Annotated in this window: 31 protein-coding genes; 17 read left to right on the top strand and 14 right to left on the bottom strand. The window is 31.0% G+C overall.

Going from position 1 to position 25,829, the window contains the following annotated elements:
- Nucleotides 1-4 precede the first annotated feature (4 nt).
- From VJY32_RS03895 to VJY32_RS03830, 14 genes are all read right to left on the bottom strand, one after another.
- The gene (locus VJY32_RS03895; RefSeq protein WP_353676578.1) at nt 5-1,885 is read right to left on the bottom strand and encodes an FAD-dependent oxidoreductase; all 1,881 of its coding nucleotides are present in this window, start codon (nt 1,883-1,885) and stop codon (nt 5-7) included.
- Nucleotides 1,886-1,892: 7 nt separating this feature from the next.
- Entirely contained in the window at nt 1,893-2,504 is a 612-nt protein-coding gene (locus tag VJY32_RS03890) for a class I SAM-dependent methyltransferase (RefSeq protein WP_353676577.1), read from the bottom strand.
- 193 nt (nt 2,505-2,697) lie between these two features.
- Entirely contained in the window at nt 2,698-3,591 is an 894-nt protein-coding gene (locus tag VJY32_RS03885; RefSeq protein ID WP_353676576.1) for an EamA family transporter, read from the bottom strand.
- Nucleotides 3,592-3,637: 46 nt separating this feature from the next.
- Entirely contained in the window at nt 3,638-6,010 is a 2,373-nt protein-coding gene (locus VJY32_RS03880; protein ID WP_353676575.1) for a TonB-dependent receptor, read from the bottom strand.
- A 44-nt stretch (nt 6,011-6,054) separates the two neighbouring features.
- Nucleotides 6,055-6,483: an acyl-CoA thioesterase gene (locus tag VJY32_RS03875; RefSeq protein WP_353676574.1), complete on the bottom strand. Its 429-nt coding sequence runs from the start codon at nt 6,481-6,483 to the stop codon at nt 6,055-6,057.
- A 31-nt stretch (nt 6,484-6,514) separates the two neighbouring features.
- Nucleotides 6,515-7,084, bottom strand: coding sequence for a class I SAM-dependent methyltransferase (locus VJY32_RS03870; protein WP_353676573.1), 570 nt, complete (start codon nt 7,082-7,084; stop codon nt 6,515-6,517).
- Nucleotides 7,084-7,923, bottom strand: coding sequence for a putative manganese transporter (locus VJY32_RS03865; RefSeq protein ID WP_353676572.1), 840 nt, complete (start codon nt 7,921-7,923; stop codon nt 7,084-7,086). The genes VJY32_RS03870 and VJY32_RS03865 overlap by 1 nt, the downstream gene beginning before the upstream one ends.
- A gap of 50 nt (nt 7,924-7,973) precedes the next feature.
- Complete coding sequence (locus VJY32_RS03860) at nt 7,974-8,519, bottom strand: pyruvoyl-dependent arginine decarboxylase (RefSeq protein WP_353676571.1); 546 nt, start codon at nt 8,517-8,519, stop codon at nt 7,974-7,976.
- A gap of 50 nt (nt 8,520-8,569) precedes the next feature.
- Nucleotides 8,570-8,845: a NifB/NifX family molybdenum-iron cluster-binding protein gene (locus VJY32_RS03855; protein WP_492008316.1), complete on the bottom strand. Its 276-nt coding sequence runs from the start codon at nt 8,843-8,845 to the stop codon at nt 8,570-8,572.
- Nucleotides 8,846-8,892: 47 nt separating this feature from the next.
- A complete protein-coding gene (locus VJY32_RS03850; RefSeq protein ID WP_353676569.1) occupies nt 8,893-9,393 on the bottom strand; it encodes a nucleotide-binding protein in 501 nt (166 codons plus the stop codon).
- 51 nt (nt 9,394-9,444) lie between these two features.
- Complete coding sequence (locus VJY32_RS03845; protein ID WP_353676568.1) at nt 9,445-9,756, bottom strand: 4Fe-4S binding protein; 312 nt, start codon at nt 9,754-9,756, stop codon at nt 9,445-9,447.
- A 15-nt stretch (nt 9,757-9,771) separates the two neighbouring features.
- Nucleotides 9,772-10,158 (bottom strand): NifB/NifX family molybdenum-iron cluster-binding protein, encoded by a 387-nt coding sequence (locus VJY32_RS03840; RefSeq protein WP_353676567.1) that lies wholly within the window; start codon nt 10,156-10,158, stop codon nt 9,772-9,774.
- 36 nt (nt 10,159-10,194) lie between these two features.
- Nucleotides 10,195-10,596, bottom strand: a complete 402-nt coding sequence (locus VJY32_RS03835) for a NifB/NifX family molybdenum-iron cluster-binding protein (RefSeq protein WP_353676566.1) — start codon at nt 10,594-10,596, stop codon at nt 10,195-10,197.
- Nucleotides 10,597-10,627: 31 nt separating this feature from the next.
- Nucleotides 10,628-10,849: a DUF5320 domain-containing protein gene (locus VJY32_RS03830; protein WP_353676565.1), complete on the bottom strand. Its 222-nt coding sequence runs from the start codon at nt 10,847-10,849 to the stop codon at nt 10,628-10,630.
- 187 nt (nt 10,850-11,036) lie between these two features.
- Here VJY32_RS03830 and VJY32_RS03825 point away from each other — a divergent pair, with 187 nt between their 5' ends.
- The 17 genes from VJY32_RS03825 to VJY32_RS03745 all read left to right on the top strand — a co-directional run bounded on the left by VJY32_RS03825 (nt 11,037) and on the right by VJY32_RS03745 (nt 25,824).
- On the top strand, nt 11,037-12,812 hold the full coding sequence (locus VJY32_RS03825) for a sigma 54-interacting transcriptional regulator (RefSeq protein WP_353676564.1): 1,776 nt from the start codon (nt 11,037-11,039) through the stop codon (nt 12,810-12,812).
- Nucleotides 12,813-12,946: 134 nt separating this feature from the next.
- Nucleotides 12,947-13,372, top strand: a complete 426-nt coding sequence (locus tag VJY32_RS03820; RefSeq protein ID WP_353676563.1) for a hypothetical protein — start codon at nt 12,947-12,949, stop codon at nt 13,370-13,372.
- Between the two features lie 60 nt (nt 13,373-13,432).
- Nucleotides 13,433-14,566 carry a hypothetical protein gene (locus tag VJY32_RS03815; RefSeq protein WP_353676562.1) on the top strand — a complete coding sequence of 378 codons (1,134 nt, stop codon included), beginning with the start codon at nt 13,433-13,435 and terminating at the stop codon, nt 14,564-14,566.
- Between the two features lie 88 nt (nt 14,567-14,654).
- Complete coding sequence (locus tag VJY32_RS03810; RefSeq protein ID WP_353676561.1) at nt 14,655-16,658, top strand: sensor histidine kinase; 2,004 nt, start codon at nt 14,655-14,657, stop codon at nt 16,656-16,658.
- A gap of 7 nt (nt 16,659-16,665) precedes the next feature.
- A complete protein-coding gene (locus tag VJY32_RS03805; protein WP_353676560.1) occupies nt 16,666-18,024 on the top strand; it encodes a sigma-54-dependent transcriptional regulator in 1,359 nt (452 codons plus the stop codon).
- An 89-nt stretch (nt 18,025-18,113) separates the two neighbouring features.
- Nucleotides 18,114-18,518 (top strand): ArsR/SmtB family transcription factor, encoded by a 405-nt coding sequence (locus VJY32_RS03800; RefSeq protein WP_353676559.1) that lies wholly within the window; start codon nt 18,114-18,116, stop codon nt 18,516-18,518.
- A gap of 90 nt (nt 18,519-18,608) precedes the next feature.
- Nucleotides 18,609-19,910 carry a permease gene (locus VJY32_RS03795; protein WP_353676558.1) on the top strand — a complete coding sequence of 434 codons (1,302 nt, stop codon included), beginning with the start codon at nt 18,609-18,611 and terminating at the stop codon, nt 19,908-19,910.
- Nucleotides 19,911-19,968: 58 nt separating this feature from the next.
- Entirely contained in the window at nt 19,969-20,340 is a 372-nt protein-coding gene (locus VJY32_RS03790; protein WP_353676557.1) for a GxxExxY protein, read from the top strand.
- A gap of 63 nt (nt 20,341-20,403) precedes the next feature.
- The gene (locus VJY32_RS03785; RefSeq protein WP_353676556.1) at nt 20,404-20,832 is read left to right on the top strand and encodes an arsenate reductase ArsC; all 429 of its coding nucleotides are present in this window, start codon (nt 20,404-20,406) and stop codon (nt 20,830-20,832) included.
- A gap of 106 nt (nt 20,833-20,938) precedes the next feature.
- Nucleotides 20,939-21,181: a thioredoxin family protein gene (locus VJY32_RS03780; RefSeq protein ID WP_353676555.1), complete on the top strand. Its 243-nt coding sequence runs from the start codon at nt 20,939-20,941 to the stop codon at nt 21,179-21,181.
- Between the two features lie 50 nt (nt 21,182-21,231).
- Nucleotides 21,232-22,347: an ACR3 family arsenite efflux transporter gene (gene arsB / locus VJY32_RS03775; protein WP_353676554.1), complete on the top strand. Its 1,116-nt coding sequence runs from the start codon at nt 21,232-21,234 to the stop codon at nt 22,345-22,347.
- Between the two features lie 30 nt (nt 22,348-22,377).
- Nucleotides 22,378-22,932 carry a thioredoxin family protein gene (locus VJY32_RS03770; protein WP_353676553.1) on the top strand — a complete coding sequence of 185 codons (555 nt, stop codon included), beginning with the start codon at nt 22,378-22,380 and terminating at the stop codon, nt 22,930-22,932.
- 115 nt (nt 22,933-23,047) lie between these two features.
- Nucleotides 23,048-23,356, top strand: a complete 309-nt coding sequence (locus VJY32_RS03765) for a DUF2703 domain-containing protein (protein WP_353676552.1) — start codon at nt 23,048-23,050, stop codon at nt 23,354-23,356.
- Between the two features lie 2 nt (nt 23,357-23,358).
- Entirely contained in the window at nt 23,359-23,604 is a 246-nt protein-coding gene (locus VJY32_RS03760) for a thioredoxin family protein (protein ID WP_353676551.1), read from the top strand.
- A 71-nt stretch (nt 23,605-23,675) separates the two neighbouring features.
- Nucleotides 23,676-24,050, top strand: a complete 375-nt coding sequence (locus VJY32_RS03755) for a thioredoxin family protein (RefSeq protein ID WP_353676550.1) — start codon at nt 23,676-23,678, stop codon at nt 24,048-24,050.
- Between the two features lie 102 nt (nt 24,051-24,152).
- Nucleotides 24,153-24,854 (top strand): cytochrome c biogenesis CcdA family protein, encoded by a 702-nt coding sequence (locus tag VJY32_RS03750; RefSeq protein ID WP_353676549.1) that lies wholly within the window; start codon nt 24,153-24,155, stop codon nt 24,852-24,854.
- 88 nt (nt 24,855-24,942) lie between these two features.
- Nucleotides 24,943-25,824, top strand: coding sequence for a substrate-binding domain-containing protein (locus tag VJY32_RS03745; protein ID WP_353676548.1), 882 nt, complete (start codon nt 24,943-24,945; stop codon nt 25,822-25,824).
- Nucleotides 25,825-25,829 lie beyond the last annotated feature (5 nt).

Raw genomic sequence — 25,829 nt, 5'->3', positions numbered from 1 at the left:
TTGTTTATAATTCTTTTGCAATAAAATATCCACTTTGAATTGCGGAAACTGCATCACCTATATTATTTGCATCACCAACTGTATAAATTGGAATTTTCCCCTCAAGTTTTTCAATTAGTTTTTTATCTGGCAGCATTCCAGCTGCAATAACATAAAAATCAATATTTTTTAGCATAATTTCTTTCTCAGTTCCACTTGTCTGAACAAAATAAAGTTTGTCATTTTCAATCTTTGTTACTTTTGAATTTGTGAAAATCTGGACATTTGCTTCCTTAAGTTTCATCAAGTTTAATTTTCGAGTAACCATTTCCATATCTCGTGCAATATCTTCGCGCATTTCTATAATTGTTACTTTGTTGTGATAATCAATCAAAGTGCTTGCAATTTCAACTCCAATTAATCCTCCACCAATTATTACTACATTTTTATTTCGAGGGATATTAAATTCATATAGAATTTCAGCCCAGTGATAATCTTTTAATCCATCAATTTGTGGAATGAATGGTTGAGAACCAGTTGCAATAATCACTCCATCATACTTGTCAATTAAATCATCTTCGGTTGCTTCTTTATAAATAACTTCAATGTCAGCATCATTAATTTCATCAACAAAATAATCAATTTGCTTTTGCAAAGATTGTTTTTGTGATGGAAGTGGTGCGAAATTAAATTGTCCTCCAAGTTTATCTTTCTCAAATAATGTAACTTTATGGCCACGTAGTTTCAAAGCTAAGGCAGTTTGCATTCCAGCTAATCCACCGCCAACTACTGCATAATTTTTCTTTTGATTTGCAGGTGTAATTTCTTCAAGCTCTCTACCAACAAGCGGATTGATTTCGCACTGAAGTCCTTTTCCAATTTTTATTCTTCCTAAACAGCCGGTTAAACAAGAACTGCACGGACGAATTCTTCCTTCTACTTGTTTTAAATATTTCCCAACAAAATCTGGGTCTGCAATTAGTGCTCTGCCTATTGCAATAAAATCTGCAGCATTATTTGAAAGAATTTCATCAATATCTTGTGGTTCATTAATTTGTCCGACTGTAATAATTGGGAGCGAAACATGTTCTTTAATCTTTTTTGATAATGCCCATGTTTTCTTTTTTGGTATGAAATGATGTTGATAATACCATGCAGGGCTCATACATACATCACCACTTGTTATGTGTAAAGCTGCAATATCTTCCTGTTCAAGAATTTTTGCAATTTGAATTGTGTCATTAATCGTTAATCCGCCTTCATACTTTTCATCGCTGCTTAATCTTACAATTACAGGTAATCTTACAGAGGATTTTATACCTCTTAAAATTTCTAATCCAAAACGCAAACGATTTTCAAAGCTCCCACCGTACTCATCATTTCTTTTATTTGTGATTGGAGAAATGAATTGAGCAATTAAGTAACCAAGTCCAAATTGAAGTTCAATAAAATCATAGCCTGCTTTTTCTGCACGAATAGCTGCATCAATATATTGTTGTTGAACAATTTTAATTTCATCGAGAGAAAGAGCTTTTGGTTTTTGTCCACCATTCGGGCATTCTATATCTGATGCCGATAAATAAACATTGCCGGGCAATTTTGGATTAGCCATTCTGCCAGGATGATTAATATGAGCAACAGCTTTTGCGCCATTACGATGAACTGTTTCAACTAATTTTTTATGACCATCAATTTTGTTGTCCTCTTCAATTCCTATTTGAGTGGGAAGTTCTCGAACTTTCTTATCAATAAAAAATGGTTCAAAAATTATTGCTGCAATGTGTCTGGAACGTCTTTCCCAGAAAGCAATGTGGCGTTCGGAAATATTACCTTCAGAATCCCCATAACCAGTTTTAACTGGCGACATAAAAAAATTATTTCTCAATTCAATGTTTTTTATTTCCATAGTTAACTCACTTAGTTAAAACAATAATGTGACTTGTTAATGGTTCGTTCTTAATTTCTTTGATGATTTTTAATGAAGACTTTTCAGCTAAATATTTCAAGCCACCATTTTGAACATAGTTTTTATAATTTCTGAAATGCTCTTTTCCTGCAGCAAATTCAACTACTTCATTTAATATACTCCAAAATCCAGCTAATCTGGGGACAAGATAATCACCAATGATTATTTTATTTGCAATCACTGATAAATCATTGATTAACTTTAATCTTTCATCTTCGTTAACTTCATGTATAACATAAGTCACTACTGCATAATCAAAGTGAAAATTTTTTGAGATTATTTCTGAAATGTTTGTATGCAAAAAAGAAATTTTATCAACTGGAATTTTTTTAAGATTTCTGTTTGCTTTCTCTATATTTTTTGATGATAAATCAATTCCAAGAATAAACTTACATTTGTCTGCAACTGAGAAAGAGAATCTTCCTGTTCCACATCCAACATCAATAATTGAAGAATTTGGTTCTATAAGATTTTTTATTTGAGAAAATAATCTATCCTGGTTTGGGGCAATAAAAATATCATAAAACCAGCCGTCGTACCAGTGAGTTTTGTTAATCATCTTATATTAAAATTATTTTGTCAATTAAATGAAGTGGAATTATAAAAGATTCCATTGAGAAATGTAATTTATATAGTCTGAATGAATGAAAATTATATTAAAATGTTGCAAGAAGAAAAGTTATTATATGTTCAAGAATTGCTTCAACTACAGAAATGATTTCTTATTAATAAAAGTTCTGTGACAGAGTTTTTTATTCTCGTAATATCAAAATAGCTCCAATAAGAATGAAAATAACTGCAATTGTCTTCTTGAGCAAATTTGAGTCCTTAAAAATCTTTCCCCCGATTATTGTAGCCCATAAGACAGAAGTTCGTTTGACTGCAAGGGCTAAAGCAACAGATGCAAGTTTTACCGAAACTACTTGAGTGAATCGATAACCAATTGTAAGAAATGATATTAAAATTATCCAACCCAAATCTTTCTTTTGAAATATAGCTAAAGTATTTTCATATATATTTTCATTTTTGTAAAAAAGAAACACAACATAAACTATGGTAAAAAGTATTGCAAAGAATAAATGCTGAATTGCTGTTAAAGAAATTGGTGAAAGATTCAATTTAACAAGAAGTAATTTATCGAGTATCGATGAAGCTGTAAAAAGAAGCAATGCAAGTAAGATATAATGATGATACTTTGATTTTAAGAATACAACGAATGGGGATAAAATTTCTTTTAGATTTTTACTTTCAAGAATGTATGTACCAACAATTAATGAAATTAAACCTAACACTTCCGTAGTTTTTAATGATTCTCCAAGAATAAAAAATGCAAAAACGGCAACAAAGCCAGGTGTTAATGCAAGCAACGGCAATGCATTGCTTATTTGAAGATTTTTTAATGCAGTCATAACACACAAAAATGCTGCAACTCCAATTATTGATTTTAAAAAAAGAATGGTGATATTAAATGTGTTGATTGTACTAAAGTCGATCAAAAAGAATAATGGGATTGAAAGAAGAAAGTTGATAATCGAAAGCAGAAAAGAAAATTCCAGTGCATCTCTATTATAAAGAACTTTCTTTTGTGTTATTGCTGCAAATGCTGAAAGCAAAGAAGAAAGCAGGGCAATAGAAAACCAGAGCATATAATAATTTTTGATTAGTTAAAAATAATATGTTGTTAATATAAGATTAAAAATCAGCTATTAAATTTATAAAGAAATTTCTTCCTGGTTCTATTGTTATGCTTCCTCTTGTTGTTGATAAATGATTGCGATAATTCTTGTTAAAAATATTTTCTACACCAGCATATACGCGCAATTTTAAAGATGAAAATTTTAGAGTATATGTATTTAATGATAAATTAAATACAGCATAACCAGGCGTTGTCATTTCATTAGCTGCAACTTTATTTTGTGCTGTAAAAATTGTTGAAGAAAAATCAGCTTGAAGTTTTTCAAATAAATCAATTTTGATCCCGATAATTCCATTCAATGGTGGAATTGCTGGCAAATTTGAGTTAGCAGTAATATCATCTCCTTTAACATAAGATGCAGTTGCATATAAAATATGATTGTGATAAAAATTATAATCTGCATTAAAATCAAATCCATAAATTCGTGCTTCGCCGATGTTTGTTTTTATGAAAGCATTTCTCCCTTCAAATTTTCCAGGCATTTCTGAAACAAGATTGTTAAAATAATTGAAGAAAATGCTTGAAGTAATTTTCAAGTGAGACGAATAATAACGTAATCCAAAATCAATTGATTTTCCTTTTTCAGATTTAAGATTTGGATTGCCAACACGCACATAACTACCCTGATCTATGTATTGAAATCTTTCTTCGAGTGAAGGTGAACGAAAAGATAAACCAAGACTTAATGTAAAGTCGAGATTCATATTTGTTGAATATTTTAATCCAACATTTCCACTATAAGAATCATCATTTGCATCAGTTTTATTCCAGATTATTTTTTGACCCGAAGGGGAATAATTAATTACACCGTTTGTAATTTCATAAACTGGATTTAAAGTTTGTTCACCACTAATATTAATTTTGTCATAACGAGCTCCTATTGAAAGAGATAATTTGTTTTTAATCAATTCTGCATCATCCTGAACAAAGATTCCAAAACTTTTGTACTTTGAATCGGGCAAAGGTTTTTCTCCAATAATTTTGTTAGTGGTGTTTACAACATTACCCTGTGCATTTAGGACTTCTATCAGTTGATATTTTTCACGATGACCTTTGTAACTTCTATCCCAGTAATCTATACCGAGAATAAGATTATTATTTTTTGTTAATAAAAGATTTCCCTGAATTTGAGCATTATTATTTTTATGGTCAGCTCCGGGAGTGATTTTAAGAACACTAACTCTTCTTGCAGGTGTTGTTTCACTTGCTGGAATATTCTGAACGGTATGAGGTATATTTTCAACGTTTCGTTTTATGTATTGATACGAATATTTTGCCGAAAGTTTGTAAAGGATCTTAGAAATATTTTGTATTTCATAACCAACTGAAATTAATTCTCTTTTCTCATCGGGATAACGGACATCTGCATTGCTCGGGAACACTGATGCCCCTGGAATACCAACATCTTTTGCTTTGAATAATTGGTAAACGATTTTAAGAGTGTGATTATCAAACGGCAAAACATTCAAAGCACCTGAAAAACTATAATCTTCAAATTGACTGTTCTTTAATTCTCCAATGGGAGTTTGAACATTTTGAGCTTTTCTGTAAGAACCGGAAAATTTTGAAGACCAAAATGAACTGCCGCTATAAAGTGATGCAGATAAAACAGATAAATTGTTGACCGAGTTATAGCCAGTCGAAATATTACCGTTAATAGAAAATTTATTATAAAACTGAGGAGCTTTTGTAATAATATTTACAATACCGCCTGTAGCACCAGAACCGTAAATAGAAGAAGATGCTCCTTTAATGACTTCAATTCGATCGATATCATTTAAATCAATCAATGATAATCTTGCAGCAATATCGGTTGATGTAACAATTCTATTTCCATCAATAAGAGTAACAACATTTTCGCGGTTGAGTCCGCGAATGCTCACTTCGGTTCCCCAGATGCCATCGCGTATAAGTGAAATTCCAGGTTTTTCTTTTAGAATATCCGATAGAGATTGAAATGGTTTGTTTTGAATTTCTTCTTTTCCAATTAGCAATTCAGAGTAAGGAGAATTGCGAAGATATTTGTCGGTTCTATTGGTGCTTACAATTACTTCATCGAGTTCAATTGGTGATGGTTCTAAAATGAAATCTTTCGTAATAGAAGCGGAATCAATCTTAATATTTACTGTAATAGGTTTATAACCGAGCCTGGAAATTTTTATAGTATAATATCCTTTCGGTATTTCTTTAATTGTGTAGCTGCCATCATTGTTTGTATATGCCATGTAATTGTAATTAATAAAAACTATAGCCCCCTGAATGGGGTTCCCGTTTTTGGAATCTGTTACCTTTCCTTTAAGGATTAATGTTTGTCCCGTTGTATTGATTATTATTAATAATGAGAACAGCAAGAAAAATTTAATCTTCATAGTATCACCTTGAAATGAATTTCATTCTTAATTTATTTTTTTAATTAATAATTTACTAAACTCAGAATTAATTCATTGTTAATCATCTTAGAAATTTTGAGGTCCATAATAACACATTTCTGCTCTGCTGTAGCATAAATTTGTTCCCCAACTTTTATTTGAGCATTCAAAGTTATAACTCCATGCTTAAGATTATCAAATTTCATTATACCCGTTGGTGAATCAAATAATTTTAGTTGCTTTTTATAATTTATAAATGTTGAAATAACAACTGGATAGAAACCATTTTCGAACACTCTCTTAGAATCACATATACTCGAAAAAAGTTTTGTTCTCAAATCCTCAAGCCAGCGGATATAAACAGTATTGTTAACATGACATGCAATTTTTATATCATAAGTATTTATCGACAAGGGGATTTCAATTAAAAGAGACTTAATTTTATCTAATTGCGATTCTTTATCGTTTTGCATTTCTTTTCCCCCATGCAGTAAATCCTTTATTTTATTTTGTGTTAATTATTTTTATTCCACAATAATTCCTGATTAAAACACTTTCTAAGTTTGTTAATGATATTTTTCCTCTTGTGTGTGGTTTGTTGTATTTAATTTTATATAGTTTATCCATCACATCAAAGTCTTTAGAATTAAAATCGGCAATCAATAATTTTCCATTGGGAGAATGAATGCGAATAATTTCATTTAAACATAAGAACGGATTATTAAGCTCGTGAAATGTATTGATACATATAATATTTTTAACAGAGTTATCCTTGAAAGGAATTTTTTCAAGATTAAATTTGATATAGTTTACTTTATTGAGATACTCTTTTGTAATTCTGTTTTCGCTTTCATATTTGAAATCATAATTATAATCACCAGTAATAACATTGTATCCCATTCTTGATAATTTAGATGCTGCTCTGCCTGTTCCTGTAGCAATATCAAGCACAAAATATTCGGCTGAAAATTTTGTTGCATTAATCAACTCAAAATATTCTTCCATTAAATCATAGCCCCACTCACTTAGAATAAAATCATTTTCATTTTTTGGAATAGATTTATAATTAATCATCAATACCCCAATAAGTATATTATCAGTCCAATTGTTAATCCAAAGAATAGATTAAAAGTTTTTATAAGCAAAGAATCTTTGACTGAGTAAGATAGCATAGGCAGCATACCGTGACCATCTTGAACAATCGAACTGGTGAATAGAACTGAGAAGGGAATTAATCCTTTTGCAAAAAGCATTACAAAAATTAAATGGGGACCGGATTCTGGAATAATTCCTATTAGTGCACTAAGCAGCAAAATCCAAATAGTATATTCAGCAGTAATGTTTTTGAGGTCTACAAAGCTCATTGCATATTCTATGATTAACAATGCACCGAAGGTCCAAAGAAATACTTTTATGAGATGTCCTTTAATAATGTGTGACCAGATATGGTCCTTAAAATAATGTTTGTAACCTTTTTTTTCCGGATGATATTGTTTGAACTCACAATCAGTACAAGTTTTTATGTTGAATTTTTGTATGAGGTAATCGGTTAAATACCCGGCAATAATTCCAAGCAGAAAAAGAATTGCAAACATAATCAGTGCTGTTTTGGGAAACATAGCAAGCATAATAAATTGTTCATCACCTGCAGTTGAAATCATTAATCCAGTCAATGCACCGAAACTAATCATTCCATGAATATAAAGAGAAACACCAGCAAAAGAACCAAGACAACCTGGCGCAGCGCCAAGCAGAGAAGCAACAATATACTGTTTCCACTTTTTGCCGCTTTTGAGTATTAATTCTAATCTACCTTTTGTTTTAACATTTATATAATCAACAGCAACCATCATAATTAGAACAAAGAGTGTAATTCTAAATGATTCATTAAAAACATGAAATAAAATTTCCATTGGAATTACTCTTATTAATATTACTAAACCTATTAGATTCAAAAATTTAATTAAGGTAACAAAATTGCTGCAGCAACAACAGTTGTCCATAAACCATTTTTATCACCTTCGGCAGTTTGAGTAATGTTAAATGTTTTTACAATTTTACCGGACATCTTAAAAACTTGTTCACGCTCATTCCAATTGGTTTCAGAGTCGAATTCTACTCCAAGTGTTGTGGCAAGCATTTGAGCAGCTAAATCTTCTGCATAATCGCCGGCAATTTTTTCCTTTACGCCAAATGAATGATATTCAGATAGATAACCATAGTGATGGCCATCTGCAGGGATTGCCACACCAATTGATGCTGCTATTAATCGATTTGGTTCGTTTGTAGAGTTTCTTGCCATAACTGTAAAGGTAATTTGTCCGGCTTTTATTTCTTTTAGCCCCTGTTGTTTAGAAATTATCTTGCAACCTGGAGGATAAATGCTGCTGACATTTATCAAATTACATTTCTCAATCCCGGCTTTTCTAAGAGCTAATTCAAAAGAGCTAAGATAATCTTTGTGTCTACCGACACCTTTTGTAAAAAATATTTTTGTTGGAACGTACATTTTTACTCCTCTTTATTTTGACAGGTAACTGGTAACTGCTTCCTTAACTTTTATCGTTCCTTTAATCCGTCAACGATTTTAATGCCTGCTCTTTTAAGAACTTCCTCAGCTCTATCACCAACATGTCCAGTGAGCAAGACTTCAACACCTTTACTTATTATTAATTCTGCTGCTTTAGGACCAGCTCCGCTTTGCATTTGCTCACCTAAATTTGATATTGCTTCAAACTTCATAGTTTTGGGGTCAATAATTAAAAAATATTGGCAGCGTCCAAACTGTTCACTTAAAAGCGCATCCATAGAGCCGCCTGTTGATGTAACTGCAATTTTTGCAGTTTTATGGGATTTTGTTTCATTTAACTTAATTACTCCTGTTAGTTAATTGATATTTCAATTTGTAATTCGAGCTGCTGCCAAATTGTTTTAATCTCTTTGCGAATTCTTTCATTAGTATCTACAGCATTTTCTTTATTAATAAGAGCGTTTACAAATTCAATATCAAAAGGAATTGACCCGATAATAGGTATATTTTCACTATTGGCGTATTTAATTATTTGTGAAGTTATGTTTTCATTTAAATCATATTTGTTTATTATGATTCCTGCATGGATTTTAAATGCAGTTAAAAGCTGGACAAACCGCTTCAGATCATGAATCACTGATACAGTCGGTTCAGTAACAATAACGGCATAATCTGCTGAAGCAATACTTGCATTTACAGGACATCCAACTCCAAGCGGTCCATCAACAATAATCCATTCAATTTCAGATGAAATATTTTTAAGTGCTTTTCGTTTTATTTCACTTACAAGTTTGCCGGAATTTCCTTCGCCTGGTAAAAGTTTTGCATAATAAAATTTGGATTTATCCGGCAATTCGCATTCAAAGTAGTATCCTGATTTTTTAGTATTGAATTCGATAGCTCCCTAAGGGCAAATTCTAAAACATAAACCACACCCTTCGCAACTTAACTGATTGATAGTATAATTATTAATTGCATCGAAACGGCATATGGTCTCACATAATCCGCATTCCTCACATTTGCTTCTGTCAATTGATGCTTTTTTGCCACCGTAAAATTCATAACTGTGTATTATTTCTGGCTTAAAAATTAAATAAAGATTTGCGGCGTCTACATCGCAATCGATAATTGCTTTTTTGTCTATTAAACTTGCCAATGCAGCTGACAATGTTGTCTTACCAGTTCCGCCTTTACCTGATGCAATAGATATTATCAAATCAAATTCCTGCTTTTAATTTCGATGATGTTCGTGTCTATGTCCGTGAGAACATGCTTCATAACCATTAAGTTTTCCTTGAATAAAAAGATTTAATGCTTCTTCATATAGTAATCCAGGAGCTGTAATGACATTGATACCATAATCAAGAAAATGTGAAACTGCTTTTTGTCCCATTCCGCCTGTGATTATTGTATTTACATTGAACTGTTTGACATAAGCAGGCAGCTGGCAAGCTCCGCCGTGTTCTCCCGCAAGCGGATTAAAGTATGTTTCAGTTTTCAATACTTTTTTTTGTTCGTCAAGTTCACATACATTGAATTTTGTACATCTGCCAAAATGTTCGGCTACTCTTTCTACATTACCAATTTCTTCGATTGCAATTGCTAGTCGATGATTCATATTATCTCCTTTTTTTGTATTACTGAGAATTAATATTTAAAAATTATTATTCCATCTCCATCCTTTTCTCATGTGTCTTTTTCTTCCAAAATTCATCATAGTTTTTTGTTCAACTATCATTAGTTTATTTTCCATAAAATCCTTTACGGCTTCTATGACTTGTTTTTTAGAACAGGAAAAAACTTTAATATTAGCAGAAATTAAAAGGCGAAGAGGGTTTAATCCAATGTCAATTGTAATTACAGCATCAACATTTTTTTCAATGATTAATTGAGAAGTTTGAATTCCGGCTCCACCAAATAAATTAGCATAAGGGTTGCGGAGAGATTCGAAAGTATTTTTCTCTGTTTCATAAAAAATTAAGAAAGGAGTTCTTCCTAATTTCTCCGCAACCAACGAAGTCGGCTCCATACCTTCGGAAGTAATTGCAATTAACATAGATGCACTTTATTTAGTTTTCGAATTCTCTTCAGCGAGATCTACCTAAACCTCTGCGACCGCCAAAGCAATATCCTCTTCCGCCGCCGCGTGGTCTTCCGCCACGACCAACTCCATAGATAACCTCTTTATTTTCTGCAGATTGTTCCGAAGTTTTTTCTGTTTGAGTTGTTTGAATATCGCGGCAGAAACCTCTTCTTCTGCCTGTTAAAGGATCTTGTCCTAATGGATCTGTTCTATCGAAGCCTGGCATATTGACCTCCTATAATAATTATTTCAATGCATTACAAGATTAAAGCCAATTATAAAATTAATTTTTTAATCTATTTTTTATGGTTTTAGTTATATAATTATTGCATCCTTGCAAGTATATATTGCATTGTATTTCATTAATGCAATAGTTTGTATAGATTTGCAATAATTAATTGGAGTTTATAGAAATGAAAGAAGTTCAGCAAATAATAGATAATAACAAGGAAGCGTTTATAATTCCAGATGGAATTGCTGTTATCGGAAAAGATTTGAAAGTTATTGTTTTTAACGAAGCTGCTTCAAGGATTAGCGGTTATGAAGAAGATGAAATTATTGGAATAGATTGCAAAATTATGTTTCGTGAATGTCTAGGTGATATGAACTATATTATCGAATCCTTAAATGATAACCGCACTTTTACAAATCTTGCGATAAACATCACAGATAAAAAAGGAAATATAAAAAATGTCCTTGCCTCGATTACACCAATTAAGAGAAATGAAAATGTTTTAAGTGTAGTCTTCGTTTTTAGAGATACTAAAGAGATGCTTACGCTGGCAGAAGAGATTCAACAAAAAACTTTAGAGTTGATAGATCAGAAAAACAAGCTTGATGCTATTTTTAATAGTAGTATTGAAGGCACATTTACGATTGATAATGATTGGAATGTAACTTCTTTTAACAAATCAGCAGAAAAAATTACAGGCTACAAAATTTCAGAAGCAATAGGAAAAAAATGCTGGGAGATATTTAATTCGTCGTTGTGCAGAAATGGTTGTCATATGGAACAGACTCTTAAAAAAGGGAAAGCTATGATAGGTAATGAATTAGAAATATTGCATAAAAGTGGCAGGAAAATTCCTATAAGAGTTAATTCCAATATTTTAATTAATAACAAGAATGAAAAAATAGGCGCAGTTGAAACTTTTATGGATATATCAGAAATAAAAAATTTGTCTGCACATTTAAGTGAGTTTTTTAAGTATGAAAACATTGTCGGCAGAAATAAAGAAATTAAACAAATTATTTCTGTGCTTGAAAGCGTAGCACAAACAGATAGTTCAGTTTTAATTACAGGCGAAAGCGGGACTGGAAAAGAATTAGCCGCACGTGCAATTCATTTAAATAGTTCAAGAAAAACAGGTCCTTTCATAGCAGTTAATTGCAGTGCGTTTGTAGAATCACTTATTGAAAGTGAATTATTTGGACACGAGAAAGGCGCATTTACCGGTGCTATAAAAACTAAAATTGGAAAGTTTGAACTTGCTCAAGGAGGCACTTTATTTCTTGATGAAATTGGAGATTTATCTATTGCTGTTCAAACTAAATTGCTTAGAGTTTTAGAAACAAAAGAGTTTGAAAGAGTAGGTGGAAATAAAACTATTAAAATGGATGCAAGAATAATTGCGGCTACCAATAAAAACCTTTTAGAAGAAATTGCTGCTAAAAGATTTCGTGAAGATTTATTCTATAGAATAAATGTTATTCATATTCATCTTCCTCCATTAAGAGAAAGGATGGATGACTTGCCATTGTTAATAAATCATTTTATTGAAAAATTCAATGCGAAATTCAATAAAAACGTCAAACAATTTTCTTCAGCTGCATATGAACTTCTTATGGAATATAGTTGGCCTGGCAATATAAGGGAATTAGAAAATGTTATTGAACATTGCTTTGTTCTTTGCACCAATGATATAATTGATATTGACTGCTTGCCTAAAAGATTAAGAAATGTTCAAATCAAAAATAATTTTACAAATGATACAAATATTCGGAATAGTATTGAAGAAACTGAAAAAGAGTTAATTATTTCTACTTTGAAAAAGAATATGTGGAATCGAACTAAGACTGCCAAGGAATTGAATATTAATCCTTCAACACTCTGGAGAAAAATGAAAAAGTATGGAATTTTAAACTCCAATGGCTTATTCGACTCAAAGGGCGAACTATTCGACTTATAAGTTCAATTACTCCTTATAAATCTTTAGATTTTTTTGAAATTCTTATGAAAAACTTAGTTTTTACAATTGGCATAGTTTTTAATACTTATGTTGCGAACTAATGATTACTAACAAACAACATAAGGAGTAATAAAATGAAAAAGTTAATAGTTTTCTTCGCAGCTACACTTTTATTGAGTTATATCAGTGTAAGTGCACAAACTCAAGACCAATCAAAACCAAATCCTCCGGCACAGCATGGTAAAAACTTTATTGATAACAATGGTGACGGTTACAATGATAATGCACCAGACCATGATGGGGATGGAATTCCAAACGGTTTAGACCCTGATTATACAGGACCAAAATTACAAAGAAATAAATTTGTAGACCTTGATGGCGATGGAATTAATGATAATGCTAAAAAAGGAAGGTTAAATAATAAAGGCGGAAAAGGTGGATATGGTTCGGGTAAAGGAATGAAAAACAATGTAAATCAGGGTACACAAACTGGAACACAAACAGAAACTCAGACTGGAACTCAGACCAAAGCAGGACGAGGTTACAGAGGCGGTAAATAAAATTATTGGGACTCTTCGGAGTCCCTTTTTTAATAATGTTACAGAAATAGCGAGTCCTATATGCCATCCAGAAAAATAATTTTTACATTAATCATAATTTTATTTTTGTCAATTAATGAGTACGCACAATTATCTTCCAGTATAACAACAGAATATGAATATAATGATAATCCATTCAGAACAAAGTATGCATTAAAAACATCTATTTTTTTATTGAATTATGAACTTGCATATGACTTTGATATAATGGCAATTAATTACTCAGGGAACTATATTTCTTTTGGCTCTGATGCTGCAAGAAATTTTTATGTTCATCAATTATCAGTTTTAAAAAGTTTTGAAAAGTCTTATTTAGGAGCTTATATAGAACAACGATTTGGGAAAGATATTTATAACTATTTTGATTATACAAATGCATTCATGTTTTATTCCTATAACACAAATTTCAAAGATTTTTATATTAGACTTTCATCTAATTTAAGCATTGCAAATTATCCCAATATTAATATCCTTAATAATTTGAAATACTCTGCAAATGTTTTTTTGAATTATGGTTTTGAAAGCGGGACAACATTAATTATCGGGAGTAGTTTTAATTATAAAAAATATTTAAATCCAACTCAGTCAGGTTCTTATTCTTACTTTGATGAACATAATCAATTAATAACCGAGTCGTATCTTGATAAAAATATTTCTTATGTAACACAATTCTTAAATTATTTTAGAGTTGCACAATCAATTACTCCCAAAACAGGAATTGCATTACAATTTACAAACAGAAGCATTTTGAACAGTGGTTTTAATAGTTATGTAAAAGATGTCAATATGATTTATGGTGATGAATCTGAAATTTTTGATGACCCGGTTAATTATGAAGGTAATAGTGTACTTGCAGAACTTACAAAAATCTTTTCAAATGATTTTACAATAAAAACAGGTTTTTATTATAATAGAAAATTTTATCCTTCTCAGGGCATTTATGATGAAGAATTAGAATATCATAATAACTATATGCGAAATGATAAGCAGAAAATTTTTAGTTTCATGATAAAAAAAGATTTTGTTCTTGGTTATGCAGAAAATATGAATTTGTCATTATTGTTTAATTATCAATATATGGAAAACAAATCAAATAGTGATTTATTTAATTATAGAAATAATTCTATAAGCATTGGTATTCGGTTTAGCTTTTAACAAAGATTATTAGAATCCTTTTGGAATTATATGCTTCTTACTGGGCAGACAATTTTTTATTTTCCATTAACATTTAATATGGTATGCTATGGTTAAAAACTTTTTAATACAGCCGCGCATTTTAATTTCAATTTTTGTTGTTATTGTAATTGTTGTATTTACTTCAGCTTGGGTTGAGTTGAATCAAAGCAAAAAAGAAATGCTCGAACTTCTTGAAGAAGAAGGTTATTCGCTGCTTGAAACAATTTTATCATCATCAAGAAACGCTTTGATTTCCTATAATAAAATTGAAGAAGAAGTAAAAAAAAGATTATTGAATAATGCAAATACAATCAAAATTATGGAAGAAAGAGGAATGATAACTAATTCATTCCTTGAAAAATTTGCTGAAGAAAATAATATCTATCGAATCAACATATTTAATCCAGAAGGTAAAAAAATTTATTCCAGTCATAAAGATATTCATCATAAATATTTATCAGCAGATACTGTTAAAAAATATTTAAAACCAATATTTACAGGAGAGGAAGACACATTAATAATTGGAATTAAACAAGCCAGGTTTCTTGGTGGACAACGTTTTGCAATCGCAGTCTCTACAAAAGATAAAAAAGCTATAGTACTAAATATTAATGCTGAAGAATTATTCAAATTTCGTAATGAGATTGGTTTTGGTGTATTATTAAAAAATGTTACACAAAATCCACAAATTATTTATGCGGTATTACAAAATGAAGATGGTATAATAGCTGGGTCAGGTGACATGGATGTGATGAATAAAATTGAAACTGAATATCCTCTACATCAAAGAACAAATGACAATTTATATAGATGGGAAATTAAGAAATATAATACATCAGAGGTATTTGAAATTATTCATCCCTTTATATTTGAGAAAGATACTGTGGGAATTTTTCGACTTGGACTTTCTCTTGAACCAGTGAATAATATTAATGATAGAATAATTCGCAGAATTATAATAATTACTGCTTTATTATTTGTGTTCGGGTTTGTTACAATTACATTAATTTTTGTAAGCCAAAATTTTAATCTGCTTTCCCAAAAATTCAAAGTAGTAGAATCTTACTCTAAAAAAATAGTTGATAATGTTAGTGATGGAATTATAGTTGTTGATTCAAAAGATAAAATTATTTTAATAAATAAAGCTGCTAAATCAATATTAAATATTACAGATGAAAAAATTGGATTGGATGCCAAAAATATTTTTAGTGATGAAAATTGTAGTGACATCCTTAAAGGTGAAAATAAAGTTTTTGAAAAAGAATGTATTATTAATGGAACAACAAAAATATTACTATTCTCTATCAGCAGATTCGAAGATAATAATCAGAATTACAATTTAATAATTGTGTTTAGAGATTTAACCGAACAAAAGTTGAAAGAAAAACAAATATTTATTAATGAAAAAATGCTTGCAATGGGTCAATTAGCTTCGACAGTTGCACATGAAATTAGAAATCCTCTTAATACTATCGGGACTATAGCACAACAAATCGGAAAAGATTATGAAGTTAAAGAAAACCAGGAAGAATTTAAGAATTTAATTACAATAGTTTATAACGAGGTAAAAAGAATTAACGAATTAATTGAAGCATTTTTAAAATTTGCTAAACCTCAACCAGTCAGAGCAGAAGAATTTTTATTAAAAGATTTTTTTGATGAATTATTAAACCAATATAACTGGCAGTTAAAACAAAATAATGTTTCACTTGTAATTGACATGGAATATTCCGGGAAAGTTGTTCTTGATAAATCACAATTAAAGCAAGTATTTATTAACTTAATTGAAAATTCATTGGATGCAATTGAAAAAGAAGGATTAATATCAATTCATGTTTATCAGGAAAATGAAAAATTAAATATTATTTTTAAAGATAATGGGAAAGGAATTGAACCAAATAAGCTAAAAAAGATATTTGACCCATACTTTACTACAAAGAAAAAAGGCAGTGGTATTGGACTAAGCATTGTTCATAAAATTATTACAGAACATAATGGAAATATTTTTGTCCAAAGTAAACTAAATGAAGGAACAAGTTTTTATATTAAATTACCTTTAGAATATAAATGAGAATATTATGACTCAACTTAAAATATTAATCATTGATGATGAAGAACCACAGTTGCAGTCACTAAAAAACTTTTTAACCAAAAGAGATTATAAAGTCTTTACAGCAACTGATGGCGAAAAAGGTTATAACATTGCCAAAGATGAACAAATTGATATAGTTCTAACAGATTATAGTATGCAAGGATGGGATGGTTTTAAAGTATTAACGGAAATCAAGTTATTAAATCCTTCCATTGAAGTAGTAATAATGACAGCTTATGGTACAATAGAAAATGCTGTAGCTTTGATGAAAAATGGTGCATATGATTTTCTTACTAAACCTATAAATCTTGATGTTCTGGAAAGTACTTTAAATAAAATTAAAGAAAAAAAATTTCTACAAAACGAAAACAAATTATTAAAAGAACAACTTCAGGAAAAATTTAGATTTCAGGAAATTATTTCTCAAAGTGAATTGATGGAAAAAGTCTTAAACATAGCTGGCAGAGTAGCATCAACTAAGACAACTGTTTTGATAAGAGGTGAAAGTGGAACAGGGAAAGAATTAATAGCAAAAGCGATTCATTATTCAAGTCCAAGAAAAGATAAACCCTTTGTTATTGTTAATGTTGCCTCTTTGTCAGAGAATCTTTTAGAGAGCGAACTTTTTGGTCATGAAAAAGGGGCATTTACAGGAGCCATAAAAGAAAGAATTGGAAGATTTGAAGAAGCAGATGGTGGAACTTTATTTATTGATGAAGTTGGCGATATACCATTAACTGTTCAAGTAAAATTATTACGAACAATTCAATTCGGTGAATTTCAACGAGTAGGGAGTAATCAAGTAATTCATACTGATGTGAGAATAATTGCAGCAACTCATAGAAATCTTGAAGAGATGATATCAAAAGGAGAATTTAGAGAAGATTTATTTTACAGATTAAATGTTGTTGAAATAAGATTACCATCTTTAAGAGAAAGAAAAGAGGACATTCCTTTGCTAATAAATCATTTTATAAGAAAGTATGCTGCAGTAATTAATAAAAATGTTAAAGGTATCGAAAACGAAGCAATTGATTATTTGATGAAATATAACTTTCCCGGAAATGTTCGAGAACTCGAAAACATAATTGAAAGAGCAGTTGTGCTTACAAGAAATGAATTTATTACAAAAGATGACTTACCACAATTTAGAAAAATTAGTGAGCTTGACAGAAAATTAGATGCATTCAATCTTGATGATCCGTATGAAGAAAAATTAAGAACATTTGAAAAAACTATTATTAATGAAGCATTAAGCAGAACTAATGGAAATAAAAGCGCAGCTGCCCGCTTGCTGGGAATAACCGAAAGGCATCTTAGATCAAGACTCGAAAGATTAAAGTAGTTCCTGCCTCAAAATATATCTTGCAAAAATTTATTTGCTTATATGCAAAAACAAGCATATATTTGCATGCAAAAATTGGCATGTAATGTATGAATAAAATAATAGATAAATTCAAAGCACTATCTGACGAAACTCGGCTTAGAGTTATTAATCTCTTTATTAAAAGTAGTAAGAATCTTTGTGTATGCGAACTAATGGATGCTTTATCCTTGCCACAATACACAGTATCAAAAGCTCTGAATGTATTAAAGTCTGCGGGATTCTTTACAACAGAAAAAGAAGGGACATGGATTTATTACAAACTGAACAAAGATTTGGGAGAAATAAAACCTATTATAAATTTTCTTAAAAGTTACTTACACTCTGATACATTTATGAAAGATGAAGAAAGGTTACAAAAGAGACTGGCACTTCGAGAAAATAATAAATGCGTGGTCGGAATAATTTCTGAAAAAGAGTTATTGAAACTAATCAAAGAAAAGGTCGAGAAGTAGCTGTTGAATCTCTTACGTTAAAACACTTCATAAAATGATTATAAGAAAACTCAATAGAATTTTGCATGTTAAATTAAACACTATAACAATATGAACTGGAAAGAAGAATACAAATCATTTTTGTGGGTAACAGGATTTTTTCTGTTTGCTTACTTTTTACCAATCGAAACGGAAACTTTTCGAAATGCGATTATTGATGCATTTGCACTCGCAAAATGGTATGCGCAGGAACATGTGCTTTTATGTCTTGTGCCTGCATTTTTTATTGCCGGTGTAATAGCTGTTTTTATAAGTCAAGCTTCGGTTGTTAAACATTTTGGTGCAAAAGCAAAAAAATGGAAAGCATACTTAATTGCTTCTGTATCAGGAACAATTTTAGCTGTTTGCTCATGTACAGTTTTGCCATTGTTCTCGAGCATTCATAAAAGAGGAGCAGGATTAGGTCCCGCAATTGCTTTTCTTTATTCAGGTCCTGCAATAAATATTCTTGCAATTATTCTTACGGCAAGAATACTCGGACTGGAATTAGGAATTGCAAGAGTAATTGGAGCCGTTTCATTCAGTTTAATTATTGGTTTGATAATGGCTTTCATCTATCGTAAAGAAGAAAAAGAAAGAGCAGATGCACAACTTGCTTTGCCTGAAGTAGAAGAATCCCGTCCGTTGTGGCAAACATCTTTACACTTTTTTATTCTCGTTGCAATTTTGGTTTTCGTTAATTGGGGAAAACCAATAGAAACAGATGGTTTCTGGTATTTTATGTTTGCAAACAAATGGTATATAACTTCTTTGTTCGGAATTGGTTTTGCAATTTCAATGATATATATAATTGGTGTGAAGAAGTTATATGTTTTATTGGGAGTTTTGGCTGTAATCCTCTCCGCAATATTTTTCTATCATACTCCAACTGTTCCGTTTGTTATTGGAGTTGTTGCAACTACTTTAGCTTTAACTTTTACAGAAGGCGAACCAAATCAGTGGCTTGGTGAAACCTGGGGATTTACAAAGCAGATAATGCCTTTGCTTGGTGCAGGTGTTTTAGTTGCAGGATTTTTACTCGGCTCAGCTGAGGGTAATGGCGGAATAATTCCTAAGGATTGGATTTATACATTGGTTGGGGGTAATTCCTTGTTTTCAAATTTCTTTGCATCAATAACAGGGGCGTTTATGTATTTTGCAACTTTAACCGAGATACCAATTCTACAAGGATTAATAAATAATGGAATGGGTAAAGGTCCCGCGCTTGCATTATTACTCGCTGGTCCTGCTTTATCATTGCCAAATATGCTTGTAATTCGTGGTGTAATTGGAACGCAGAAAACAATTGTTTATGTTACTCTTGTTGTAATTATGGCTACAATAAGTGGACTTATTTATGGGTACCTATTTTAATCAATAAATTATTTACACAGAGAACCACAGAGTATTCACAGAGAAACTCGGAGAGTTTATGGAATATGAGGATTTAACAAGAACTATAATTGGATGTGCGATTGAAGTTCATAAAGAATTAGGTCCTGGATTATTAGAATCTGCTTATGAAGAATGTTTAGCATATGAATTAACAAAAGTTGGATTAAAAGTCGAACGACAAAAGCCAGTTCCAGTTGTATATAAAGAAATTAAACTCGAGTGTGGATATAGAATCGATATTCTTGTTGAGGATAAAGTTGTTCTGGAATTAAAAACTGTTGATGAATTTAATCCAGTCCACGAAGCACAAATATTAACTTATCTAAAATTTTCCCAAAAGAAAGTTGGACTTTTAATGAACTTTAACGTGCTTAAAATGAAAGATGGAATTAAAAGATATATTAAATAACTCTGTGGTTCTTCGTGTATTCTCAGTGGTACTCTGTGTAATAAAATCATTAACGGAGGTTAAATGAAGAAAAAAATCTTAATACTTTGCACAGGAAATTCCTGCCGAAGTCAAATGGCAGAAGGATTTTTAAAATCATTTGATTCGGAATTGGAAGTTTATTCTGCAGGAACAAAGCCAGCAGAAAAAATAAATCCAAAAGCAGTTCAGGTAATGAAAGAAGTCGGAATAGATATAAGCAATAATTACCCAAAAGATGTTGAACAATTTATTAATCAATCTTTTGACTTTGTAATAACTGTTTGTGATAATGCAAAAGAAACTTGTCCTGTATTTATCGGTAAAGTTGGAAAACAGTTGCACATTGGATTCGAAGATCCTGCAGAAGCAACAGGTACAGAAGATGAAATTCTTTCTGTATTCAGAAAAGTAAGAGATGAAATCAAAGAAGAATTCTGGAAATTTGCCCAAATATTGAAAATTGAGAGTTGAATACTGAAATTTTTTTGTTTTATAATGTTAAGTAATCAATGTTCAATATTCAATAAACAATGTTCAATGCTAAATTAAGTAATAGCTAAATAAAGGAGGAACAAAAATGCTTGATATCAAAGTTCTTGGTCCTGGTTGCATAAACTGTGAAAAACTTTACAAGCTTTGCAATGAAGTTGTATCTGAAAACAATTTGCAGGCACAAATTGAAAAAATAGTTGACCCAAATAAGTTCTTAGAATACGGAATTATGCTTACACCAGCTTTGGTTGTAAATAATAAAATTTTAGTACAAGGAAAAATTCCGACAAAATCAACACTAGCGCATTGGTTAAAAGATCTTATCTAGTTAAAATCAACTTGTGTAAAATTATTTTATCAAATTATTGAGAGATAAATATGAGCATTTCAGTTTCAAAAAAATTATCATTTTTCGACCGTTTCTTAACACTCTGGATTTTTCTTACAATGTTTCTTGGGGTTGCTGCTGGATCATTATTCCCTTACCTTGCTAAATTTTGGGACTCATTAAGTGTAGGCACTACAAATATTCCTATTGCAATCGGATTGATATTAATGATGTATCCGCCGCTTGCAAAAGTTAAATATGAAGAACTTCCAATTGTATTCAAAAATGTCAAGTTGTTAACTATCTCATTAATACAGAATTGGATTGTTGGACCGCTTGTAATGTTTTTCCTTGCGCTTATTCTTTTACCAGATAAACCTGAGATGGCAATTGGAGTAATACTTGTTGGCCTAGCAAGATGTATTGCAATGGTTTTGGTTTGGAACGATTTAGCAAAAGGTGATTCGGAATTAGCTGCTGGACTTGTTGCATTCAATGCAATCTTTCAGGTAATTTTTTATTCGATTTATGCTTACATTTTTATAACGGTTCTTCCTCCATTATTTGGAATGCAAGGAGCGTTAGTCAAAGTTTCAATTTTGGAAATTGCGGTAACTGTTTTTATTTATCTTGGAATTCCATTTATGGGGGGAGTTTTAACCCGTTTGGTTCTTGTTAAATCGAAAGGCAAAAAATGGTATAATACGAATTTTATTCCCAAGATTTCTATTCTTACACCAATTGCTTTGCTTTTTACAATCTTTGTAATGTTCTCTTTGAAGGGTGAAAAGATTGTCGAACTTCCTTTTGATGTTCTGAGAGTTGCGATACCATATACATTTTATTTTACTATTATGTTCTTTGCAACATTCTTTTTTGTTAGACAACAAGGAATTTCTTACGAGAAAACAACTACAGTTGCATTTACAGCAGGAAGCAATGATTTTGAATTAGCTATTGCTGTAGCAGTGGCTGTTTTTGGAATAAATTCTCAAGTTGCTTTTGCAACAGTAATTGGTCCATTAGTAGAAGTGCCGGTGTTGATTATGCTTGTAAATGTAGCGCTAAAATTAAAGAAAAAATATTCTGAACCATCTGAACCTGGAGTTATACCTATTCCGGTTTCAGTTGAAATTAAAAGTGAAGAGAACAAATGGAAATTGTAATTCTATCACTAATAATCTCGTGAAATAACTATGAAATGGTTAAATAATCTTGAACAAGCAAAAGAAGAATCATTAAAATCACATAAACCAATTCTTCTTCAATTTGAAATGGATGGATGTGGCGGATGTAAAAAACTTGAAGCCACAACTTATAAAGATCAAAAAGTTATTGATGAAATGAATGAGTGGTTTGTTCTGCTTAAACTTGATTTGATAAAAGACAGAGAAGTTAGAAAATTACTCGGTGCATATTGGACACCGGCAATTTATTTTCTTGATCAGAATGGAAACTCGTATTACCATTTTAATGGTTATCTGCCGGCTGATGAATTCCGGGCAATGTTAAGATTAGGAATTGCAGAAACGATTATGCCTCGCGGAAGATACGATGATATTATTAAAATCATAGATAAAGATATTGATGAGTTAAATAAAACATCTTTATATCCAAAACTTTTGGTAGTCAGAGAAACTGCTCGTTATATTAAAATAAAAGACAACTCTCAGTTGAAAAAAACATTAAAAGAAATTCAAAGTAAATATCCTTATTCAACTGAAGCCAAAATGTATTTCTGGGATGAATAACATTTTAAGATAAATCTCTTTACTTTCTTTGAGGTCCTCTGTGTAACGAAAAAAATTACACAGAGAGCCACAGAGATAAACGGAGAGTCACAAGGAAAAACAAGGAGAAAAATAAATGAAACTAAAACTTGAATTCCAATACTTCGAAGGTTGTCCGAATCATATTAAAATGTGGAATAACTTGGAATCGGCTATAAAAGGTTTGGAAAGCGAAATTGAAATTGAAAAAGTTCTTGTTGAAGATGAAGTAACTGCAATGCAGGTTAAGTTCAGAGGTTCTCCAACCTTACTGATAAACGGAGAAGATTTGCTCGGAATGCCAGCTCCATCAGAACCATCTCTGGCTTGCAGATATTATCCCAAAGGAATTCCAGCTTCAGAGGAAATAAGAAAAATCATTTTACAGAAATTAAAGGAGGTATAATTATGATTTCAATTAAAGTTCTTGGTCCGGGATGCAAAAAATGTCAAACTCTTGAAGTGAAGGTTAAAGAGATAATTGCAAAAAATAATATTGAGGCAATTGTGGAAAAGATAACTGATATTCAGGAGATGATGAATTATGGGATAATGATGACACCTGCACTAATAATAAATGAGCAGGTTAAAAGTTATGGGATTATTCCAAAAGAAGATCAGATTCTTGAATGGTTAAAAGAACATCATGGATAATCAAAGCTTATGCTGTTAATAAGATTTCTTTAAAAATAATCATAAGGATTTCTTACTAAAGTGGAGGAATAATGAAAAATGTTATTTTGTTCCTGATATTTTTTAATGCGCTTTTTAATAATGATTACACTTTTGCTCAAAAAAACGAAATAAAACCCAAGGTTACATTTATTGAACTAGGTTCAGTGAATTGTATTCCTTGTAAAATGATGCAACCCGTAATGAAAAATATTGAGAAGAAATATGGTAATCAGATAAAAGTAATTTTTTATGATGTATGGACTCAGGAACAAAGGAAATATGCAGATATTTATAAAATAAGAGTTATCCCGACCCAGATTTTTCTTGATGAAAACGGAAAAGAATTTCACCGACACGAAGGATTTTATCCTGAAGCGGAAATTGATAAACTTTTACAGAGCAAAGGATTAAAACCAAAGAAATAATCTCAGTGGCTCTCTGTGATTTCTCTGTGGAACTCTGTGTAATACTCAATTACACTACAGTCAAGCAGAGAAGACAACCAGCACTTCGGAGAAAGAGAAAAAATGATAGAAAATATATTCAACACTCTCAGTACAGCACTTTATGATAACTTTTGGATGGCAGCTTTTGCCTCTTTTGGTTGGGGCGTACTATCAATACTTCTTTCGCCTTGTCATCTTTCGAGCATTCCGCTTGTTATTGGTTATATAACTTCACAGGGAAAAATTTCTCTAAAGCGAACTTTCTATATTTCTATGATTTTTGCCATCGGAATTCTTATTACTATTGCAGCAATTGGAATAATTACTGCATCCCTTGGCCGACTAATGGGGGATGTAGGGACAATCGGAAATTACTTTGTTGCAGGAATTTTCTTTTTAGTCGGCTTATATCTCTTAGATATAATTAAATTCGATTGGAATGTCGCTGGATTTAGAAGAACAAATTCCAAAGGATTACTTGCAGCATTAATACTTGGTTTATTATTTGGGATTGCTCTTGGTCCCTGTACCTTCGCTTATATGGCACCGGTACTAGGAATTGTTTTTCAAACCGCACAGACAAATTTTGCTTCTGCTTCAGTTCTGCTTCTTGCGTTTGGGCTTGGACATTGTTCAATTATTGTTGGTGCAGGAACATTGACTAATAAAGTTCAGAAGTATCTTGACTGGTCAGAGGAATCAAAAACAATTTTGTGGATTAAAAGAATTTGTGGTGTGCTTGTTATACTCGGAGGAGTTTATTTAATCTATACTACTATTTGAAATCTCTGATTGAAATCTTCATATTCCAACAACTGCGTCATTTTCAATTTTCATATATTTGATTTAGAAATAAATATAGAATAGTGAAATGAAAACACTGCAATACCTTTTAACCTTATTGATAAGTTTAACATTATTTTTTTCTTGCAACTCAAATCAGGATGTAAAAGAGATAAATCTTCAGGATGATAAAACATCTGTTGATTCAACACAAACATCATCACAGCAAAAAATTTATGTTGCAATATCAACAATGATTTCGCCGGTCGAAACTTTCAACCTTTATAAAGATTTGATTGATTACATCTCATCTAAACTTGGTGTTCAAATAGAATTCAAACAAAGAAAAACTTATGCTGAAGTAAATGAATTACTAAGTCAGAATAAACTTGATTTTGCTTTCATCTGTACAGGAGCATATCTCGAAGCAAAGAATAAAATGCCGATTGAAATTTTAGTTGTACCGGTTGTTGAAGGGAAACCTTATTATCAGGCATATGTAATAGTCAATGAGGAAAGTAATATTAATTCCATTGATGAGCTTCAGGGCAAATCATTCGCGTTCACAGATCCGCTTTCGAATACAGGATATGATTACATTATAAATATTCTGAAAGACAGAAAAACCACACCGGAAAAATTTTTCAGCAAGACAATCTTTACTTACGCACACGATTATTCAATTCAGGCAGTAAAAAGAAAAATTGTTGATGGAGCCACCGTTGATGGATTAGTGTATGATTATTTAAAGCACTTTCAGCCGGAGAAAGTTGAGGGAATAAAAATAATTAATAAATCAAAAGAATTTGGAATTCCTCCCTTTGTTGTTCAGAAAAATTTAGATCCTAAACTTAAGTTAAAATTGAAAAACATAATGTTATCTATGCATCAAGATTTTGAAGGAAAAAAACTCCTTAATAAAATTATGATCGATAAATTCATCGAAGCAGATGATTCACTTTATAATTGAGATTC

Source organism: Rosettibacter primus (genome assembly GCF_036860675.1).
Lineage (GTDB): Bacteria > Bacteroidota > Ignavibacteria > Ignavibacteriales > Melioribacteraceae > Rosettibacter > Rosettibacter primus.
Note: the sequence above shows the minus strand (reverse complement) of the source record. Positions and strands in the feature narration are given on the sequence as shown.

What these genes read in the sequence shown, in the direction of transcription:
- VJY32_RS03885 (WP_353676576.1), bottom strand. Translation starts at nt 3,591, where the DNA reads ATGCTCTGGTTTTCTATTGCCCTGCTTTCTTCTTTGCTTTCAGCATTT.
- VJY32_RS03810 (WP_353676561.1), top strand. Translation starts at nt 14,655, where the DNA reads ATGGTTAAAAACTTTTTAATACAGCCGCGCATTTTAATTTCAATTTTT.
- VJY32_RS03835 (WP_353676566.1), bottom strand. Translation starts at nt 10,596, where the DNA reads ATGTTAATTGCAATTACTTCCGAAGGTATGGAGCCGACTTCGTTGGTT.
- VJY32_RS03815 (WP_353676562.1), top strand. Translation starts at nt 13,433, where the DNA reads ATGCCATCCAGAAAAATAATTTTTACATTAATCATAATTTTATTTTTG.
- VJY32_RS03875 (WP_353676574.1), bottom strand. Translation starts at nt 6,483, where the DNA reads ATGCAAAACGATAAAGAATCGCAATTAGATAAAATTAAGTCTCTTTTA.
- VJY32_RS03745 (WP_353676548.1), top strand. Translation starts at nt 24,943, where the DNA reads ATGAAAACACTGCAATACCTTTTAACCTTATTGATAAGTTTAACATTA.
- VJY32_RS03770 (WP_353676553.1), top strand. Translation starts at nt 22,378, where the DNA reads ATGAAATGGTTAAATAATCTTGAACAAGCAAAAGAAGAATCATTAAAA.
- VJY32_RS03800 (WP_353676559.1), top strand. Translation starts at nt 18,114, where the DNA reads ATGAATAAAATAATAGATAAATTCAAAGCACTATCTGACGAAACTCGG.
- VJY32_RS03880 (WP_353676575.1), bottom strand. Translation starts at nt 6,010, where the DNA reads ATGAAGATTAAATTTTTCTTGCTGTTCTCATTATTAATAATAATCAAT.
- VJY32_RS03805 (WP_353676560.1), top strand. Translation starts at nt 16,666, where the DNA reads ATGACTCAACTTAAAATATTAATCATTGATGATGAAGAACCACAGTTG.
- VJY32_RS03790 (WP_353676557.1), top strand. Translation starts at nt 19,969, where the DNA reads ATGGAATATGAGGATTTAACAAGAACTATAATTGGATGTGCGATTGAA.
- VJY32_RS03830 (WP_353676565.1), bottom strand. Translation starts at nt 10,849, where the DNA reads ATGCCAGGCTTCGATAGAACAGATCCATTAGGACAAGATCCTTTAACA.
- VJY32_RS03785 (WP_353676556.1), top strand. Translation starts at nt 20,404, where the DNA reads ATGAAGAAAAAAATCTTAATACTTTGCACAGGAAATTCCTGCCGAAGT.
- VJY32_RS03825 (WP_353676564.1), top strand. Translation starts at nt 11,037, where the DNA reads ATGAAAGAAGTTCAGCAAATAATAGATAATAACAAGGAAGCGTTTATA.
- arsB (WP_353676554.1), top strand. Translation starts at nt 21,232, where the DNA reads ATGAGCATTTCAGTTTCAAAAAAATTATCATTTTTCGACCGTTTCTTA.
- VJY32_RS03750 (WP_353676549.1), top strand. Translation starts at nt 24,153, where the DNA reads ATGATAGAAAATATATTCAACACTCTCAGTACAGCACTTTATGATAAC.
- VJY32_RS03795 (WP_353676558.1), top strand. Translation starts at nt 18,609, where the DNA reads ATGAACTGGAAAGAAGAATACAAATCATTTTTGTGGGTAACAGGATTT.
- VJY32_RS03765 (WP_353676552.1), top strand. Translation starts at nt 23,048, where the DNA reads ATGAAACTAAAACTTGAATTCCAATACTTCGAAGGTTGTCCGAATCAT.
- VJY32_RS03820 (WP_353676563.1), top strand. Translation starts at nt 12,947, where the DNA reads ATGAAAAAGTTAATAGTTTTCTTCGCAGCTACACTTTTATTGAGTTAT.
- VJY32_RS03890 (WP_353676577.1), bottom strand. Translation starts at nt 2,504, where the DNA reads ATGATTAACAAAACTCACTGGTACGACGGCTGGTTTTATGATATTTTT.
- VJY32_RS03780 (WP_353676555.1), top strand. Translation starts at nt 20,939, where the DNA reads ATGCTTGATATCAAAGTTCTTGGTCCTGGTTGCATAAACTGTGAAAAA.
- VJY32_RS03760 (WP_353676551.1), top strand. Translation starts at nt 23,359, where the DNA reads ATGATTTCAATTAAAGTTCTTGGTCCGGGATGCAAAAAATGTCAAACT.
- VJY32_RS03895 (WP_353676578.1), bottom strand. Translation starts at nt 1,885, where the DNA reads ATGGAAATAAAAAACATTGAATTGAGAAATAATTTTTTTATGTCGCCA.
- VJY32_RS03840 (WP_353676567.1), bottom strand. Translation starts at nt 10,158, where the DNA reads ATGAATCATCGACTAGCAATTGCAATCGAAGAAATTGGTAATGTAGAA.
- VJY32_RS03870 (WP_353676573.1), bottom strand. Translation starts at nt 7,084, where the DNA reads ATGATTAATTATAAATCTATTCCAAAAAATGAAAATGATTTTATTCTA.
- VJY32_RS03860 (WP_353676571.1), bottom strand. Translation starts at nt 8,519, where the DNA reads ATGTACGTTCCAACAAAAATATTTTTTACAAAAGGTGTCGGTAGACAC.
- VJY32_RS03755 (WP_353676550.1), top strand. Translation starts at nt 23,676, where the DNA reads ATGAAAAATGTTATTTTGTTCCTGATATTTTTTAATGCGCTTTTTAAT.
- VJY32_RS03865 (WP_353676572.1), bottom strand. Translation starts at nt 7,923, where the DNA reads ATGGAAATTTTATTTCATGTTTTTAATGAATCATTTAGAATTACACTC.